The sequence below is a fragment of the Stieleria bergensis genome, assembly GCA_007745635.1.
In the GTDB taxonomy this organism is placed as follows: domain Bacteria; phylum Planctomycetota; class Planctomycetia; order Pirellulales; family Pirellulaceae; genus Stieleria; species Stieleria bergensis.
In genome coordinates this window covers 5730230-5746790 of sequence record CP036272.1, presented here as the reverse complement: position 1 = coordinate 5746790, position 16561 = coordinate 5730230, and the positions used below count along the sequence as shown (strand labels likewise).

General features: G+C 55.7%; 14 protein-coding genes. 10 read left to right on the top strand and 4 right to left on the bottom strand.

The annotated features are described in order from the left end of the window. The first annotated feature begins 357 nt into the window (after window positions 1-357). Window positions 358-1614 (top strand): type 2 periplasmic-binding domain-containing protein, encoded by a 1257-nt coding sequence (locus SV7mr_RS20145; protein WP_419187665.1) that lies wholly within the window; start codon window positions 358-360, stop codon window positions 1612-1614. Between the two features lie 9 nt (window positions 1615-1623). Here SV7mr_RS20145 and SV7mr_RS20140 read toward each other — a convergent pair whose 3' ends face one another. Then, on the bottom strand, window positions 1624-2388 hold the full coding sequence (locus SV7mr_RS20140; protein ID WP_145278756.1) for a class I SAM-dependent methyltransferase: 765 nt from the start codon (window positions 2386-2388) through the stop codon (window positions 1624-1626). 663 nt (window positions 2389-3051) lie between these two features. Here SV7mr_RS20140 and SV7mr_RS20135 point away from each other — a divergent pair. Next, window positions 3052-4470 (top strand): anti-sigma factor family protein, encoded by a 1419-nt coding sequence (locus SV7mr_RS20135; protein ID WP_145276085.1) that lies wholly within the window; start codon window positions 3052-3054, stop codon window positions 4468-4470. A 108-nt stretch (window positions 4471-4578) separates the two neighbouring features. Here SV7mr_RS20135 and SV7mr_RS20130 read toward each other — a convergent pair whose 3' ends face one another. Continuing rightward, window positions 4579-6564: a sigma 54-interacting transcriptional regulator gene (locus tag SV7mr_RS20130; protein WP_419187664.1), complete on the bottom strand. Its 1986-nt coding sequence runs from the start codon at window positions 6562-6564 to the stop codon at window positions 4579-4581. Between the two features lie 95 nt (window positions 6565-6659). Then, window positions 6660-7391 carry a hypothetical protein gene (locus tag SV7mr_RS20125; protein ID WP_145276081.1) on the bottom strand — a complete coding sequence of 244 codons (732 nt, stop codon included), beginning with the start codon at window positions 7389-7391 and terminating at the stop codon, window positions 6660-6662. A 508-nt stretch (window positions 7392-7899) separates the two neighbouring features. Between SV7mr_RS20125 and SV7mr_RS20120 the strand changes: the two genes are divergently transcribed. From SV7mr_RS20120 to SV7mr_RS20095, 5 genes are all read left to right on the top strand, one after another. Continuing rightward, on the top strand, window positions 7900-8712 hold the full coding sequence (locus tag SV7mr_RS20120) for an enoyl-ACP reductase FabI (RefSeq protein ID WP_145276078.1): 813 nt from the start codon (window positions 7900-7902) through the stop codon (window positions 8710-8712). Window positions 8713-8913: 201 nt separating this feature from the next. Then, a complete protein-coding gene (locus SV7mr_RS20110) occupies window positions 8914-9507 on the top strand; it encodes a thioredoxin family protein (RefSeq protein WP_145276074.1) in 594 nt (197 codons plus the stop codon). Then, window positions 9508-10428 carry a prenyltransferase/squalene oxidase repeat-containing protein gene (locus SV7mr_RS20105; protein ID WP_145276072.1) on the top strand — a complete coding sequence of 307 codons (921 nt, stop codon included), beginning with the start codon at window positions 9508-9510 and terminating at the stop codon, window positions 10426-10428. It begins immediately after the preceding gene. A gap of 42 nt (window positions 10429-10470) precedes the next feature. Then, window positions 10471-11148, top strand: coding sequence for an ABC transporter ATP-binding protein (locus tag SV7mr_RS20100; RefSeq protein ID WP_145278753.1), 678 nt, complete (start codon window positions 10471-10473; stop codon window positions 11146-11148). Window positions 11149-11332: 184 nt separating this feature from the next. Continuing rightward, the gene (locus SV7mr_RS20095) at window positions 11333-11788 is read left to right on the top strand and encodes a hypothetical protein (RefSeq protein ID WP_145276070.1); all 456 of its coding nucleotides are present in this window, start codon (window positions 11333-11335) and stop codon (window positions 11786-11788) included. Here SV7mr_RS20095 and SV7mr_RS20090 read toward each other — a convergent pair. Continuing rightward, window positions 11782-12861, bottom strand: coding sequence for a Gfo/Idh/MocA family oxidoreductase (locus tag SV7mr_RS20090; protein WP_145276068.1), 1080 nt, complete (start codon window positions 12859-12861; stop codon window positions 11782-11784). The two genes, SV7mr_RS20095 and SV7mr_RS20090, sit on opposite strands and share 7 nt — an antisense overlap. Window positions 12862-13544: 683 nt before the next feature. On the opposite strand from SV7mr_RS20090, the gene SV7mr_RS20085 reads away from it, so the two are divergent. The 3 genes from SV7mr_RS20085 to SV7mr_RS20075 all read left to right on the top strand — a co-directional run bounded on the left by SV7mr_RS20085 (window position 13545) and on the right by SV7mr_RS20075 (window position 16367). After that, window positions 13545-13961: a thioredoxin family protein gene (locus tag SV7mr_RS20085; protein ID WP_419187663.1), complete on the top strand. Its 417-nt coding sequence runs from the start codon at window positions 13545-13547 to the stop codon at window positions 13959-13961. A 408-nt stretch (window positions 13962-14369) separates the two neighbouring features. Further along, entirely contained in the window at window positions 14370-15257 is an 888-nt protein-coding gene (locus tag SV7mr_RS20080; protein ID WP_419187662.1) for a UDP-N-acetylmuramate dehydrogenase, read from the top strand. A gap of 177 nt (window positions 15258-15434) precedes the next feature. Further along, window positions 15435-16367, top strand: coding sequence for a cell division protein FtsQ/DivIB (locus SV7mr_RS20075; RefSeq protein ID WP_419187661.1), 933 nt, complete (start codon window positions 15435-15437; stop codon window positions 16365-16367). The last annotated feature ends 194 nt before the right edge of the window (window positions 16368-16561 follow it).

Here is a 16561-nt window from a genome sequence, read left to right as displayed (position 1 = left end):
TCGTAATCAACGTAACCGGCAAGTGCGATTGGGGCCAGCTCGGGCACCCAAACGCTCTCGCAGAATCGCGGTTATTTGCGACGCAATGCTTTCACTGATCCCAGAATGCCAGCAGCGATTTCGGCTGCATTCGCTCTGCACGGCAGCCGTTCTCGGCAGCGATTTTACATGAACCACCAAGTCCACTCGGATCCTTCCCGGCCGACAGTGCTCCGGGGCACGCAAACTCGCAGGTCTGCACTACGATCACTGGGAGCCGGTTCGCTAGCGGCCATGCTGGGCGGTTCGGTCCTCAGCAGCTCGCTCGTGGGCTGCAACCAAGACGTCCCCTCAGACGCACAACCCGACACCGGCTCGATGCCCGTTGATTTGTTTCCGCTGAATGTCTTGCTTGTCGGCACCTCGCAGGAAGCCGATGCAATCGTCGATGCCTTCGCACTGATCAGCGAGCAACCCTTGAAGCTGCAGGTCGTGGAGCCCCAGCAAAGTGTGCAGGCGCTCGATCAACTCAGTGCCTGTGATGTTGCAATCATTCCCCAAAGCCTGCTCGGCGCAGCGGCCAAACAGGAACTGCTGGTGCCGCGCAGCGAAGACTGGATTGGCAAGTTGAACCAGCAGTTCGGTACTCCGTTTGCATTGCCTGCCAGTGGACTGGGACGCTGGGGAGCCGATGTGCTTGGCATTGCCGTGGGAGCCAAATTGCCGGCGCGGTTGGCCGCCGATCCCCAGTCCGATTGCAAAACCTGGCAAGACTATCAACTGTGGGTGGAGTCACTCGGTGGTCAAGCCGCCGAAGCGTTGGCCCCGGGATGGGCTGGATGGTCGTTTTTGAATCGCTGTGCAAGTTCCGTCTCGGGCGCCTGGCTGTTTGAATCGAGCGAGCTCAATCCGGCGTTGTCTAACGAAGAACATGTCGCGGTTTTGCAGCAGCTCTGCGCGACGGCGAAGCACTATGACGATCATCAGCTGACACCCGGCCAAATCGAGGCTCAGGTTCGTCAGGGCAAGCTGCTCGGTGGGATCGGGATGGTGACCGCTGCTGCCGCTGCCAATGCTGCCAATGCTGCCGACGGGGCAGAGCAAGCGGCTCAGGCAAGGATTGAACTTAGCGTCTTCGATTTACCCTCCGGAGACGCTCGGTCAGTTGACGGAAGTCCCGGCGATTTGTCGATCGCAGCGTTTAAGCCGCTGCTGGGACACTATGTTCCGATTGCTTGTTTGACAACCGGTTGCCGCCAAAACGAAGTGGCCACCGCGTTCATCGGTTGGCTCGCCAGCAACCAGGACACTCAATCACTGCATCGCCGCTGTCAATATCTTTCGGTCACGCGTTCCAACAGCTCTGAAGACGAAGGGCTGCAACCGTTGACTCAGGCTCCTTACGAGCGTTGGTTGCAAACCAAGCTGCAGCAGCGATCGGCGCGCGTGCCAATGAATTTGCCTGGCGCTGATCTGTATTACCAGGCCGTGGACCAAGCCGTGGGCAAAGCGGTGGCGGGGGCTCTGTCCGCAGAACAGGCGATGCAGCAAGCCAGTGAAGCGTGGGATGCCATCACTGATTCGATCGGTCGCGATCAGCAGAAACGAGCTTGGAAAATGGCCCGCGGTTTGTAATCGCAGGCATCATGCCAGAATGAGTCGCTTACTAGTGGCCGCGTCACCTTTTCGGCGAGCCTTCAAACGCACGTAAGGCGGAATGAAGGTCGCGCGGTCGGCAAAGCTGTTGACCTCCGCATCGGGTTTGGCATGCAAGGGTTCGATCATGTCTTCGATGACAAACCCGCTGCGGCACATGCCGCCAATCAATTCTTCCCAGCGGTGGAGGAACTCGATCGCGCCGTCTTCGCGAAGCCGTTTGCTGGCCCGGTTGGGTTCGCTCGGTGGTGGTACCGGTTGGTCGCGATAATAGGCATGCTGAACCGAATAGCCGTGTTGTTGTCGGTGGTAGTTGGCTTGCAGGTTCAGCGGTTGTTTGTGCTGGCTGATGTAAAGACCACCGGGCCGCGTGACCCGTGCGACTTCGGCAAAGACTGGCAACACGGAAGGAACGTAACAGGTGCTGACCGGCTGGATCACGATATCGAATTGTTGATCATCTAATCCGGACAGGTCCTCCATCGAAGTCTGCAGCACCCGAATGGGTAGCTTGCGATCGGCGGCGACTTGACGATCCAATTCCAGCATCGAGCCGCTGATGTCGACCACCGTGACGGTCGCACCTGCGGCAGCGTACAGCGAGCTTTGTCGGCCTCCACCGGCGGCCAGGCAGAGGACATGCTTGCCTTCGATTGGCCCGCCAAGCCAGCCAGCTTTGTCCACGACTTCTAAAGGCGAGGCCAGTTCCTGTTCGGTCGCTGGCCGGCACAGTGGATCGCCAGCATCCGCCATGCGGTCGTAAACGCGGCGGTTGGTTTGCACAAAGGATTCGCGGTTCAAGAAAATGCTCCTTTCGATTCAGGCGGTCAACCTGGGGGATATTCGCCAAATTGTAGGGATTGCCCACAAATGTCGTTACGGCATCGCTCGTCATTCATCGCTTCAAGTAAAGCAATCTGAGTCTCTGAGTCGTTAGGGGGCTCTAAATTGCCAAGCCTGTCCATTTTCGCAGGTGGAGAGCCTGGTTTTGTCAGCAAGTAGTCGGTCCCCACCCGTCTTTTTGGGGAGGAGGCATTGCGCGGAAGTCGGGGAAAAGGTGCGTTTGGCCGGTTTGCCGCCAGTTTTCCTCTGATGAAAGACGATTTCCTGGAACTTTTATGCTTGCATGCCCATCCCACTTGCGAACCAACTGAACGCTGTGAAATGACTGAGTCTTCGCTGACGGTTTGGTTCGCGCGATGTTGCTGTCAACATTTGATTGCTGCTGACCTCATTCGATAAACCAAAACGGCATGCCCGCTGAGTGATCCGAGACAGAATTGCTAATAACATCGCCATGAACATTTAGATGTGTGTGAGTCCCCATCACGGGGCTGGTCGCGGACTGTGAGTCCTCGGTCGTCACACATCAGCACTACCTAAACGGCTACACTAAGTCATGCCTTCACGCTTCGTATGACACGAAGCTTAACCAAGGGCAACCTGAAAATCACCATGTCGCTTCCTGATGAAAAAATGAACGAGTTGCTTTCGGCGCACCTGGATGGTGCGTTAAGTGACCAGGAGCGTCTAGACGTTGAGCAGTTGCTTGCTGACGACCAAGAGGTTCAGGAAGCGTTCGACCGCATGCAAGCGTTGCGTGACTCATTCCGCATGGCCATGCAGGTCCCCGCTGGGGTCTCGTTGAGAGAGGACTTTGCCCAGCACGTCGTCCAAGCCGCGATTGAGCAGTCGGCGGAGTTTGATTCATCGCATCCGCTCTCCAAGGCAGCTCGCAGCGAGCCGAATAACGTTCTGCGGCAAGAGCCGTCAAAAACAAGCTCTCGCAATGTTTGGTATGCGGTCGCAGTGGCTGCGGCCATCATGATGGTCGCAACGTTGGCATGGAAACGATTTGCTGACCAACAACCCAATGGTGATCTCGCTAAAACCAACCAGCAACCGAATGGCGATCAGCCTGCTTCGCCAAATCAACAGCGACCCGATCAACAGCGACCAGACATTGAACAACCTCGTCCTGACCAAGCACTGGCGGGCAACGATTCAACGACTTTGCCTTCCACCGCATTGATTCCCAAGTCAGCTGACCCGCTCGAAGACAAGCCAGGCGTCGCTGATCCAATCAACTCGGTGGCAAACGCCGACGTGGGAACCAGTCCTCCTTCGGCGATGTCTGGTGCTCAGGCCAACAATTCTGCCGTGCCGATGATTGACAAGCCCGGCTTGCAATCGTCACCGCTTGATCACCCCGGATTGGTTTCATCAGGCGGACCCAAGGCCGTTGGGGCATTGAAGGTCTTGCCGGTCATTGATGTTCAGTTGACCGAGGCCGGTCGAGATGCGGATGCGTTTGGCACCGCGTTGCAAGCCGCTGGCTTTAAAGTGGGCGCTGAGCAGGAAGTCGATGATGACTTGGCTGCCGCAGCCATCAAGAAGCATGAGAAACAAGACGGTGAGAGTTCGCTGTTGGTTCAAGGTGCAGCTGTTCCAGCACCGCGGCAAGTAATGTTGCTTTATGCTCCCGCAAAGAAACTGGATCGTTTTATCTTGACCTTGCATGCCGATCGTGAAGGTGTTTCTCACGTTGGTTTTTCGATGCTGATCTCTCAGCTAGACCCTGAACTGGTCAAGTCAATCGAATCGGCAAAGCCTTTGGATTCCACCACGGTCCAGCACCAAGGCAGTGCATTGCCAATGGTGACGCAGCTAGAAGAGCAATTCGATGCATGGAGCGATGGACTTGCTGACCGAAGCTTTCTACCGGTTGACGAAAACTTTCAGGGTGCGTCGATGACTCCGTCGGCCGCCGGTGAACCTCTGGATCAAGACAACGGCCCTGACGTGTTGGCAGTGGCTCTGTTCTTGATCAAATAACCCGGCATGGGGTTTTGATTTGAAGCGGCATCTTGCCGCGTTTTTGTTGCCAGATCAAGCCTCTGGCGACTGAGCCCTCTTCCCTGTACGCCGGCAGGAAAGCCAAAGCTATCCTTCACTGTCCATGCCAAGTTGCTTCATCTTGCGATACAGGTTGGACCGGTGAAGTTCCAGTTTCTCGGCGGCTTCGGTCACGTTGCCGCCGCACTCCGCGATGGTGTTGCGAATCTGTTCGATTTGAAACAGCCTGGTCGCCTCATTTAAGCTTGCTGGCCATGCTTGAATGCCTGGAGTTAATGCCGAGTGCGTGACGCTGCCGACGGGCGATGCTGGTTGGGCTTGGTTCGCCCCGGTCAGTTGCAAGTCGGCCGCGCGGATTTGATCATCGGGCGTTAGGTAGCAGATCCGTTCCATGGTGTTGCGAAGCTCGCGTACATTTCCCGGCCAGGAATGACCGAGCAGTGCTTGCTTTGCGGAGTCGTTTAGGGCCGGGACGCGTCTTCCAATCTGACTGCAAAAATGGTGCAAGAAGTGTTCGGCCAACACCAGGACATCTTCGCCTCGGTCCTTGAGGTCTGGCAGCGAGACGGCCACCACGTTTAGCCGGAAGAACAAGTCTTGGCGAAAACGTTTTTGCTCGATCAAGTCTTCCAGCGGCTGATTGGTGGCGGCGATCACGCGCACGTCGACCGGGATTGGTGTGCTGCCCCCGACACGTACGACTTCGCGTTGTTCTAACACGCGGAGCAGTTTCGCTTGACCGCCGGGGCTCATGTCCCCGATTTCATCCAGGAACAGAGTTCCACCGTTGGCCATTTCGAATTGTCCCATTCTGGCCGAGGATGCATCGGTGAAAGCCCCTTTTTCGTGGCCAAACAGTTCGCTTTCCAGCAGTGACTCCACCAGTGCGGCGCAGTTGACAGCGGTGAAGGGGCCACTGCGACGATCGCTTTGGTAGTGCAGGTGTTTGGCGACCACTTCCTTGCCGGTCCCGTTACTGCCAAGCACCAGCACACTGAGTTCCGTTTTGGCAACACGTTGAGCGGTTTGGCGAATCGCTTCGATCGCCGGGTGTTGGCCGATCAAAGGAGATTGACCGGCAGCATCTTGGATCAGGCGATCCCGCGACACGGTCAGGGATTGTTGGCTGCGCAATGTCTCGATGGCAACCGCTGCATGGGTGGCAAGATCGGTCAGCACGATCGCGTCGTTGTTATGAAAGCCGCCGTCGATTTTATTCAAGGCCTCGAACACACCAATGGTCTGTCCCTTGCGTCCGATCAACGGAACGGCGACCAGCGACTGAGTGGCAAACTGCAAGTCTTGGTCGACTTGACGGTTGACGCGAGATTCATCGTCACTGCCCTGATTCCAGATTTGAATCTGCCCGGATGCCAAGGTTTCGCCTACCACACCGGCATCGTCTGGCACTTCAAGTGAATCACCTTCGATACCGATCGCGGGGCGGCCGATCAGCTTTTTCCGTCGCTTGTCCCACAGGAAGATACTGGCACGCTGGCAGTGCAACAGTTCAACCGCGGTATCCGCAATCTTGTGCAGCAGTGACGATTCGCCATCAGTGTCATCGACGTCGTCGTACCAGTGTGCCGCTGCGCTAAACACCTTGGCAAGCTGTTCAATCCGTAATCGATCCGAATCGGATTGGTTGACCATCGCAATCAGCGCCGCGAGATACTCGCTGGCCAACGCGGTGGCTTCGATGGGTGACTCTGCCTGCAGTTGGACCAACAGCACGCTAGACTGCAGCGTGTCCGAGATCGGTGCTGCCAGCCATTCGTTCTGGCGAGTGACGCATTCGCGGTCGAGCGCTTCGGCCAGGCAGGATTCCGCGGCGCTGCTCAGTGATTGGCTGTCTGCGGCGGACTCTGGTGCCGAGAGGCGTTTCGTCCAGGCGTCGGTAGCCTGCACGGCAACGTGGACGGCAGCGACGGATGCTTGCTGACGAAACGAGTTCAGTAACTCGCTGAGTAGCGGCTCGCTGGAGGCTGGCGCCACCGCCAGCTGGTCCAGCAATCGTTTGGTTGCAGCAAGCAGCCATTGCGGCTGCCGAGAAGAAGATGGTGGAGGGCTCATAAGAGCCATTGTGGACGATTGTCCGTTCCCTGTGGAGTCGAGGGGCTAGAAATATGGAAAAGCTTCTTGGCCCGCATGCTTACACCAAGCGAAACTCAGGCGTTTCTTTTTCGACGACTCAAGACGCCAACGCTCATCAACGCCCATAAGGCGAATGAAGCAGGCTCTGGTAGATTCCCGTTCGATCCTTCGCCAATGAGTTCCCAGTCGCTTGCGAGCGTCAAGCTATCATTCGCTGGAGTGTCGCCAATCGCTTGAAATTTTACGGCGACCTGACCGACATTTTCACCAGACAATCCACCACCACCAAGGTCTATGTTTTCCCCGTTTTCGCTGTTTAGAAACGGAGTGAAAATTGAATTTGCATTGTTCGCATCGATAAACGTGTCCAAATAACTTGAGGAGAATCGGATTTGGAACGTCAGGGTGCTTTGGGGCGCGATGCCGTTAGTACCACCACTCGCGACATCTGTGCCTAAGTAATCGTACTTCAGTCCCCCGCTGCCAATGCTTACATTCCAATCATTCGGATCGAGATCAAAGACCGTCATGTCATAACCGCCGGTCAGATCGTCTTGATTGACCGGATTGATATTTGCATCAGGATTCAGATTGAATGCAAAGAAGTCGATCGTCGGAACGCCCGTTCCTGTGCTCTCATTTTTTAACGTGGCACTCAGTAGATCGCCGGCTAATCGTTCGATTTTGAAGCTGAAGCCAACTTGAACATTGTTGTGTTCAGTGCTGTTCTCAGTGAAAATCACTCCGCCATTGACCGATGCCGCCGAGCAGATAGAAAGGAATAACGCAAGTAGTAGTTGTCGCATGATCAAATCGCCCCGTGCGTGATACATGTTTTGATTGAAGAAAGCAGTGCGAGATATGCCGCCTGATCTCGTTGCTTGGTTGGTGGGAGTGGTTTTGTACGGATCCCCTCCGCCGAAGGGTTCCGTCTTGGCCGCCTGGCGGTTCTGAATCTATCAGATGTCGATGGCTCTGCAACGGCGTTCGGGCTAAATTGTGCGCCTTTTCATGTTTCTTTGTCGTTGCCCAAGTTCCCATCAGCCGTTTTGGCCTCAGCCACGCTTTTCCCATCAGCCGTTTTGGCGGGGTTTGGTGGCTGGCCGGCAGCGAATTCAGCTAGTAATGCCGCCGATGAGGCCAAAGTTGACCGTTCGCGGAATAGACGAACCGGCGTGTTTGGGGCTATAAACTGGGCTCTCGCAATCGTTGATCCGTTGGGCGCTGTGTTCACTCGCACAGCCGCTCGCCAACACACTGGCCAGAGTTCAACGATTCGCAGCAAGCTATCACCTACAGGGAAAACGGAAAGAGATGCAATTTCAGGGTAAAAAAGGGCTGATTCTGGGCGTCGCCAACGAAAACTCCATCGCTTGGGCCATCGCCAAGGAAATCATGGAAGCAGGCGGCACCTGCGGTTTCACTCACCTGCCAGACCCACCTAACGCCGAGCGACAAAAGAATCGATTGCGTGTATCCAAGTTGACGGACAAGTATGAAAATGCTGCGTTCCTGATGCCCATGGACGCTCAGAAAGACGAGGACATCAAGGCCGTCTTTGACGCCACGGCGGAGAAGTTTGGCAAGATTGACTTTGTCTTACACTCAATGGCCTTCGCCGATCGCGACGACCTGAACAAAGACACCATCTTCACCAGTCGAGCCGGATTCGCCCTGGCGATGGACGTCAGCGTGTACACCCTGCTGGCCTGTGCCGGAGCAGCCAAGCCAATCATGAACGAAGGTGGCTCGATCGCCGCAATGACCTACTTCGGTGGTGAAAAATGCGTTCCCGGTTACAACGTGATGGGCGTTTGCAAAGCAGCCCTGGAAGCCGCCGTTCGTTACGCTGCCTACGACCTTGGCCCCAGCGGCATCCGAGTCAATGCACTCAGTGCCGGACCTGTGCGAACGCTGGCCGGTCGTGCCGCTGGTGTTGACGAAATGCTGAAGTTGTACGATCGCATGGCGCCCCTGGGACGCAATATCACGCACCAAGAAGTCGGCCGCACGGGAGCCTTTTTGCTGAGCGAGATGAGCGACGGGATCACCGGTGAAATCTTGCATGTTGACGGTGGCTACAATGCGATGGGCAGCCCAGGTCGATTGCTCGATGACTTAAAGTAATCCGACCACAGCCTTGTGACTGGGGCCCTGTAACTGGGGCCTTGTGATTGGGGCCTTGTGATTGGGGCCTTGTGATTGGGGCCTTGTGATTGGGGCCTTGTGATTGGGGCCTTGTGATTGGGGCCTTGTGATTGGGGCCTGTTGCTGGCCAAATTGATTCTCTTGACTGATCTCCATCCTCCAAATCGATTGCACTGATTCATGGTTCGTACTGCAAGCACGATGTTACCGCTGGGCACGCAAGCTCCGGCCTTTGATTTGCCCGAATGCACAGGCGGCAACTATTCGTTGGAACAAGCACAGGGCGCCAAAGCACTGTTAGTCATGTTCATTTGTAATCACTGCCCTTATGTCAAGTTTGTTGCCGACCAGTTGAAACGGCTGGCCGACGACTATGCCGACAAAGGTGTGGCCGTGGTGGCCATCAGCAGCAACGATGCGGATGCGTATCCCGATGATTCACCCGAAGCGATGGCTGCCGAAAAAGCCGCCCGTGGGTATGCGTTTCCTTATTTGTTTGATGCGGATCAGTCGGTCGCGCAAGCCTATGCCGCCGCGTGCACGCCGGATTTCTTTCTGTTTGATGCGGATCAAAAACTGGCCTATCGAGGCCAGCTCGATAGCGCTCGTCCCAGCGGTGACTTGCCTGTGACGGGGGAAGATCTGCGGGCAGCGATCGACGCGGTGCTCTCTGGTGAGGCGATTGCCGAACCTCAAAAAGCGTCGCTGGGATGCAACATTAAATGGAAGCCCGGCAACGAGCCACAGTACTTCAATCCCGCTGGCGTCAGCTAAGTGCTGTCCTATCTGAATGAGTTGACGTTGCGGCTGGCGGCTGGGATGCAGAATGTTGATCCCAGCCTCAGGAAGCTGCATGCAACCTGGCTGTTGCAGCAGCAGCGACTTGATGGTGGGTTTGCGGGCCGCGAAGGTGAGAGCGACCCGTACTACACTGCTTTTGCGCTCCGCAGTTTGCTGATCTTGGACGCTTTGACAGAAGAGGTCGCCAATGACGCTGCCGAATTTTTACGCACGCGTTTGACGCGTCGTGAAGGTATCGTCGACCTGATTTCACTGATCTTCGGTGCCGCCATCTGCGAAATGGCAGGCGGTGCACAAGTGATTCAGGACGGTCAAACTCAGTGGGTTGACAACTTGGTTCAGTTGCTGCGTTCGTTGCGAACCGATGACGGTGGCTTTGCCAAAAGCCCCGAAGGACGCGCCGGCAGCACCTATCAGACGTTCCTGTCGACGCTTTGTCTGGAATTGATTGGACGTCAGCCCGATGATCCCGATCAAGTCATCGCGTTCTTGCAATCGCAGCAACATCCCGATGGCGGTTTTCTGGAAATTCGCGTCGCCAAACGCGCTGGTGTGAATCCCACCGCCGCCGCGATCGGTACGCTGAAAACGCTCGGTCAGCTGGAGGTCGCTCAGCATCATGCGACCGTCGATTTCTTGGCCGAAATGCAGTCCGACGAAGGTGGTTTCACAGCCAATACTCGCATTCCGTTTGCAGACCTGTTAAGTACTTGCACCGGAATGATTACACTGCATGACTTGAATGCTGCAGAGCAAGTCGATGGGGCGGCGCTGCGGCGCTATGCCGAAAGCATGCAGCAACCCAATGGTGGATTCGCCGGGTTCTACATGGATCAAACGGCCGATGTGGAATACACGTTTTATGGCCTGGCCACCTTGGCGCTGACTCATTGAGTGAGCATTCCCACGGCCACTGATGAAAACGGGACAGGATTGATGACTCAACTGATCGTAGAAAACGTCTCCAAAGGTTTTCCAAACGGCGAGCAATCGCTCACCGTCTTGCAAGAGGCAAGTTTGCAGCTTGCTGCAGGCGACTCGTTGGCCATTGTCGGTCCCAGTGGTAGCGGCAAGACCACACTGCTGCAGATCATCGGAGCATTGGATCGACCCGATTCGGGAACCGTGCAGTTGGACGGAGAAGATCCCTTTAGCTTGTCCGAAAATGATTTGGCGGCGTGGCGAAATCAACGCATCGGGTTCGTGTTTCAAGATCATCACCTGTTGCCGCAGCTGACGGTGATGGAAAATGTCCTGGTGCCCACACTCGCCGGTCATTCCTCCGGAGACGCGTCGCAAGCTAGGGCCACTGAGTTGCTAAACGCCGTGGGACTGGATCAGCGTTGCGATCACCTGCCCGGACAATTGTCCGGTGGTGAACGCGAGCGAGTGGCGATCGCCAGAGCCTTGTTGATGAAGCCAAAGTTGATCTTGGCTGACGAGCCGACGGGAAATCTTGATCGACGCACGGCGACTGCCGTCACCGAAGTGTTGCAGCAGTTGCAACGTGAGCAACAAGCCATTCTGATCTGCGTCACGCACAGCGATTCTCTGGCCGATGCAATGGACCAGAAACTCGAACTGCTCGATGGAAAGCTGCACGCGGCGACGTAGAGTTCAGCTGGTTGGCGGTGGATTGCAGCGCCAAAGCATTGGCGTGACATTGTGCATTGGCGTGTCGGTGGGGTCAGGCTTTGTGTCCTAACGTGTCACGACAAGTGAAAGGATGACAGTGTCTCGCTGATCGCACCTGTCGCGGCCGGCGGTGGTTTTCTTTTCCATTGACCCACGTTGTCCCATGACTGCAATCGCCATTGAACAGGCACCCGGTTCGTTGGTGCGTAATCCTCTTGTCGGAACCTCGCTCACTGCTGAATGTCTTGCTGATTGGAGCGACAGCCAGTCGGCGTGGTCGGATGCGGAACCAGCTGCCCAAACCAAGTCTTCGCCAGCAGAGTCCATTCAGGCAAAGGCAGAGTCTATTCAGGCAAAGGCAGAGTCCATTCAGGCAAAGGCAGGGCCGAGCCAGTGTTTTTCTGATCCACCTGCTTTGGCGGCATCGCCGTCGATGGAGAATTGTGATGCTCTGCTGGTCTCGTTGGCCTCACGGCGCATCATCGTCGCCAGGCGCGGGCAGCGCGTCTGCCTTTGGTCCGCGGAGCGATTTTGCCGACCGTTGCGTTCGATCAAGCCCGGTGAGAAAGTGTTTTACAATGGCCAGTTGGATACCGTCCGCGCCATTGCCATCTATTGATTGCCAATCGAGACACCGCCACCGGTTTCGTTGCTTTCGCGGGCCGCTTTCAAGGCCAACGAGGCTTCATACGAGTCGCTCAGTCCGCCAAGGTCGCGGACCAAGCTGGTCACGTTTCGGTGAAACTGGCGCAACATCCGTTGACCAATCAGTGATTCGGTTTCCAAGGACTCCACATGGCGTCCAGCATCATCAAACCAAACCAACGTCGATGGGAAATCGGCAAAGGCGACGCCTTTTTCGCATTGGATCTTCATGGTTGCCGGTGATCGAAACGTTGCCGCTTCTTGCCAGTGTGCAGGCAATTGGCTTTCGGTCGCGATCTCAGCAACGACGGATGGTTGCAAATCGCAATTAGGTAAATTAGGACGGGTCGCTGAACCGTCAAGCCCCGCCGGGATACCTGTCCCTTTTGTCTCGCCAACGTTGCCAGCGAACTGAAACACCATGGTTTGGTAGCTCGATGGATCACCAGCAGTGATCACTGATTGAGGCGCATGGCCGACGATGTAGCGACACCAATCAACCCACTCTACCAAATCCGAATCATTGGCCGATTTGCCACCTGGCGTTGAAGTGGCTTCGGCGCGTTCAGGGCCGGCTGTTTTGCCAGCTTGGCGGTGGATGCGGATGGAAAGTGGCTTTCCCAAGTGAGTGGCGATCAGTTCTTTCAAGCGAATGGTCGTCGGAGCGAACCGCCGTGGCAGTTCGATCATAAACGACACGCCGCTTTCTTCGATCTCTTTCAGGACCGCGTGGTGCTTCTCGGTGTCAAAGTCCAAGCCTGCGGCCCAGTAAACGGCTTTGCCTGCGCGGCAGGCAGCCAAGGCCGGCAGCCAACCGAGCCAACATTGCTTGAGCACCAAAATGGCGTCAATGTCGCCGCGCTGGACGAGCGAGTGAAATCCATCAATCGGATCCGCCTCAAACTCTGCCGCGGCGTTCTCTGCCAGTTTCGAGATGGTGCTGTAGACGGCACGCACATCAAATCGGTCATCTAAAACGCGCAGCGCTGGTCGATAACGCGTCTGCCATAAGTCACCGAGGCCGATCAGGCCCAATCGCAGCTTCATTAAGGCTCTCTTCTTTCAGTCAAGCGTTTGACCAGCTGTCCATTTTGCTCTCGCGCCGATCCACGTGGCAATGCTACCAGGGATTGCCAGCCGATCGAACCAAAAAAACAGCCCGCCGGCATTTTCTTGCTGCATTGACTCGTGACGGGTTTTCCACATGAATTTTGGGGCGGGTGCAAGAAACTTTTACCAGCTCCTGCAGAGGGGTATCTGATTGTTAATGTGAATCAAGGCGGTCTTATTGTTGAATAAGGGGAAACGGGTGGGTAGAGGGTAGCGATTTGTACGTTTGGGTGAGTTACGCCGCCGAGGAGGAATTCTATACTGCTCGCTTGCCTTTTGCTTTCTGTCTCGGATTTCGCGAGAACTTGTCGCGACTTTCATTGAACTGACAGAACATGACATGAGTGACGCCCGTTGAAAACCATCGGTGCGTTTGATGAAGCGGGTGGCTGGCCATCGGGTGGATTGCCTGATGGACAGCGATTTTTCCTTCATCTTCCGTCTGTGCGACTGCCTGAGCGGCGCGTTCAGATAGGCATGCCTCAGTGCAAGATCACTTGAGCGCCTGCGGGGAATTGAGGCGGTTTGGGACGTACCACAACCACCTCTCGGGCCTCGAAATCACTCATGTCGTGTGCAGCTAACACAATTGCAACACTCAACAAGTGAGTAACCCTGAGATGATGGTTTCGTATGTCGTCACGCTGGCACTGCTTTTTACGACGGTAGCAGAGCCCGCAACTAACCCGGCAGTTAAAAAGGAAGACTACGCAGCGGCCTACAAAGAGGCAGTGGAGCAGGACAAGCCTTTGCTGGTCGTGGTGGGCGCTGAATGGTGTCCTGCGTGCACTAGCTTGAAGAATTCAACCCTTTCGCCAATGCTCCAGAGCGGTGAATTGGACACTGTCAGCTTTGTTCAGATTGACCACGACCAAGATCGGGATTTGTCTGATCGTCTGACTCGAGGTCAGCGCTCGTTTCCGCAGATCATTCTGTTTTCCAAGAACGGATCGGGACAATGGGTCCGTCAACAGCTGAAGGGATTCCAGTCCAAGCAGCCCGTTCGCCAGTTGATCCGTAACGCCGTGGGCAGCTAACGCTGACTGAGGCTGATCAGTGCTCTGAACTCCAGGACGTTGTTTTCTGGAGCAGAGTTTTGGGGCGTCGAATCTGTGCCCCGTCTCTGCGGTGCCCAGCAAGGCTGCGCGTTCTTACCGCACACACGAAGTCTCCCAGCAAGCCAGGCCGCTTCGCACGCCTCGCCACTCGCTAGGCGTTTGCTGAGCTCAGTCCGTCTGGTTTGGGATGTGAAATGCTGACCGGATGCGTTTCTGGCTTCGGCGAGCCCTGTTTTTCTGCCCCCGAATTTTCAGTCAAAGCGGCGTCGGCTTCTGCGAGAGGTCTTTGGAGATCAATTGGGGCATCGCTATGATGTAGGCGACCGAGGCTTCGATTCTGTTGCATGCAGTGATCCGTTGCGAAGCCTGACCTTGCATCTCGTAGATATGGCTTCTCTGATGATCCCCGACCATTTGCAACATGTGATCCAAGCGGACCGCCCATTAGCCCCCTTGGTGTGGCTAGGCATTGGCGGCCCAGCACGCTTTTTCGCTGAGCCGGTCGAGATGGAGCAGCTTCAGCAGTTGGCTCAATGGGCTCACGAAAACAGTCTGACCGTGCGGATCCTGGGATCCGGCAGCAATCTCTTGGTGCGGGAAAGCGGCTTCGATGGCCTGGTGATTTCACTTGCCGCAGCGGCCACCAGTGGTTTGACGCTTCAGGACAACCAGCTGATTGCGGGGGCTGGGGGACAATTGTCGCACGCGATTGTCAAAGCCGTTGGTGGTGGTTTGGGTGGATTGGAGCATTTAGTGGGCATTCCCGGCTCGATCGGTGCTGCCGTCGTTGGCAATGTTGCCAGTGGTGGACGTGACATTGGCGCCGTTGTCGATTCGGTTCGGATCTTAGAGGACGATGGCTCGTTAAAGAATTTGGGTAAGGACGACATTAGTTTCACCCACCAAAAATCGTCCTTGGCGGGACTGCGTGTGGTCGAGGTCACGTTCCAGCTTGAACCCACTGACGCCGGGCAGATGACCAAGCGGTTGCAAAAGCTGTGGATTGCCAGAAATGCCTCGATCCCCGCAGAAATGGAAAGGATTGCCGCGCCGTTTGTCGATCCTGATGCCATGAGCGCTCGCGAGTTAATCAGCAGCGTCGGCTTGTCCGGCATTCGCGAAGGCGAAGTTTCGCTTGATCCCGCTCAACCGCAGTACCTGCTGGCACATCCCGGTGCGACCAGTGAGCATTGCTTGAAATTGATCGAACGCGTTCGTGAACAGGTCTTATTACAGACTGGGATTGACTTGCAGTTGAACTTGCAGATTTGGTAAATCCAGGTTGGGCCAGCTCGTTTGATCGGTCCACAACCGTGTCCACAACCTGCGGCCATTGCGTGCTGGTTGTGTGATGGTCACTGCGTGATTGGCATGTTCCTGCAGATCGTCTGCAACACCGTTTGATAGCTCACTGGCAATCGAACCAGAATTCCCACGGAAGGGAGCCGCGTGATGGCACCGAAAAAGAAGCCTTCACCAAAACCGAATCGATTGGTGTCCATCACCACAGTGTTGCTCAAAGCGCCCGCTGCGTGGTCTCTTGCCGTGTTGGCTGGCTTGATGGTGATCACGTTGATCGGTTACAGTCGCTGGTACCAGCCTTATTTGCAAGAGCATTATGCGAGTATTGATCCTGCGAAAATCAGGCTCTCAGAACCGCATGCCTTCGTCCATGCCGATTTGGTTCAAGAGGTCTTTGACAAGACCAAGCTTGACGAAACCACTCCGCTGGATCCAGCGGCGACCGCTAAGCTTGCCACCGCATTTGATAGTCATCCATGGATCAAGCAAGTGAACATGGTGCAGAAAGAGGCCTTTGGATCTTTCTTCGTTGATGTTGATTATCGCTATCCCATTGCTGTTTTCCATTTGACCGGCACTCCTCAGTGGCTCGCTGGGGTGGAGGCGTATTTGGCTGATCTGGGATTTCCAACCGACGGTGGGATGGATAACTTGTTTTATCCCGTCGACGATGAAGGCTTTCTATTGCCAACCAGTGGCATGACGGAATCCGACGCCCGGGAGATGATTCAGATCGAAGTTGGCGATGTCTTCCCAAGCGGCAGCCCTGGAACGCCGTTTGGTGATCATCGAGTCGAAGGGGCAGCCACACTGGCAAGTCTGTTGAAAGTCCATGCCAGCGACGTCAAGGTGAAACGCATCATCGTGGATCAAGCGACTCGGTCCCAGTCCGTTCCACAGATGCGTTTGACGATCAATGATGACGTCGAAGTGATCTGGGGCAGCCCACCGGGGAAAGAGCTACCGAGTGAGCTGGGATTAAAAGAAAAGATCGCTGAACTCAATCGTGGCCAGCTTAAAAAAGGTGACGACCTGCGCACGGCAAGGCAAACGCGTCCGAGCGACATGTCGCCGATCAAGTAGGGTTTGCTGATTTAGTCAGCACTGCTGGCTCGGTTGGTAGAGCCAAATCTGGCTAACGCTAACGCAGCAGATGACACTTGCTCTCTCGACGGAACGCCCGAAAGCAAGTGCGGAACACCTACGGCGCAGCGCAGTCCATGATGACGTTATCTTCATCGAACAGAATCAGGGAAACGCACCACGGTTGCCAGCGA

Bases quoted from the DNA above. Each gene is read 5' to 3' on its own strand.
- SV7mr_RS20140 (WP_145278756.1), bottom strand. From the start codon at position 2,388: ATGGCGGATGCTGGCGATCCACTGTGCCGGCCAGCGACCGAACAGGAA.
- SV7mr_RS20135 (WP_145276085.1), top strand. From the start codon at position 3,052: ATGACACGAAGCTTAACCAAGGGCAACCTGAAAATCACCATGTCGCTT.
- SV7mr_RS20125 (WP_145276081.1), bottom strand. From the start codon at position 7,391: ATGCGACAACTACTACTTGCGTTATTCCTTTCTATCTGCTCGGCGGCA.
- SV7mr_RS20095 (WP_145276070.1), top strand. From the start codon at position 11,333: ATGACTGCAATCGCCATTGAACAGGCACCCGGTTCGTTGGTGCGTAAT.
- SV7mr_RS20085 (WP_419187663.1), top strand. From the start codon at position 13,545: ATGATGGTTTCGTATGTCGTCACGCTGGCACTGCTTTTTACGACGGTA.
- SV7mr_RS20110 (WP_145276074.1), top strand. From the start codon at position 8,914: ATGGTTCGTACTGCAAGCACGATGTTACCGCTGGGCACGCAAGCTCCG.
- SV7mr_RS20130 (WP_419187664.1), bottom strand. From the start codon at position 6,564: ATGAGCCCTCCACCATCTTCTTCTCGGCAGCCGCAATGGCTGCTTGCT.
- SV7mr_RS20100 (WP_145278753.1), top strand. From the start codon at position 10,471: ATGACTCAACTGATCGTAGAAAACGTCTCCAAAGGTTTTCCAAACGGC.
- SV7mr_RS20145 (WP_419187665.1), top strand. From the start codon at position 358: ATGCCCGTTGATTTGTTTCCGCTGAATGTCTTGCTTGTCGGCACCTCG.
- SV7mr_RS20075 (WP_419187661.1), top strand. From the start codon at position 15,435: ATGGCACCGAAAAAGAAGCCTTCACCAAAACCGAATCGATTGGTGTCC.
- SV7mr_RS20090 (WP_145276068.1), bottom strand. From the start codon at position 12,861: ATGAAGCTGCGATTGGGCCTGATCGGCCTCGGTGACTTATGGCAGACG.
- SV7mr_RS20120 (WP_145276078.1), top strand. From the start codon at position 7,900: ATGCAATTTCAGGGTAAAAAAGGGCTGATTCTGGGCGTCGCCAACGAA.
- SV7mr_RS20080 (WP_419187662.1), top strand. From the start codon at position 14,370: ATGGCTTCTCTGATGATCCCCGACCATTTGCAACATGTGATCCAAGCG.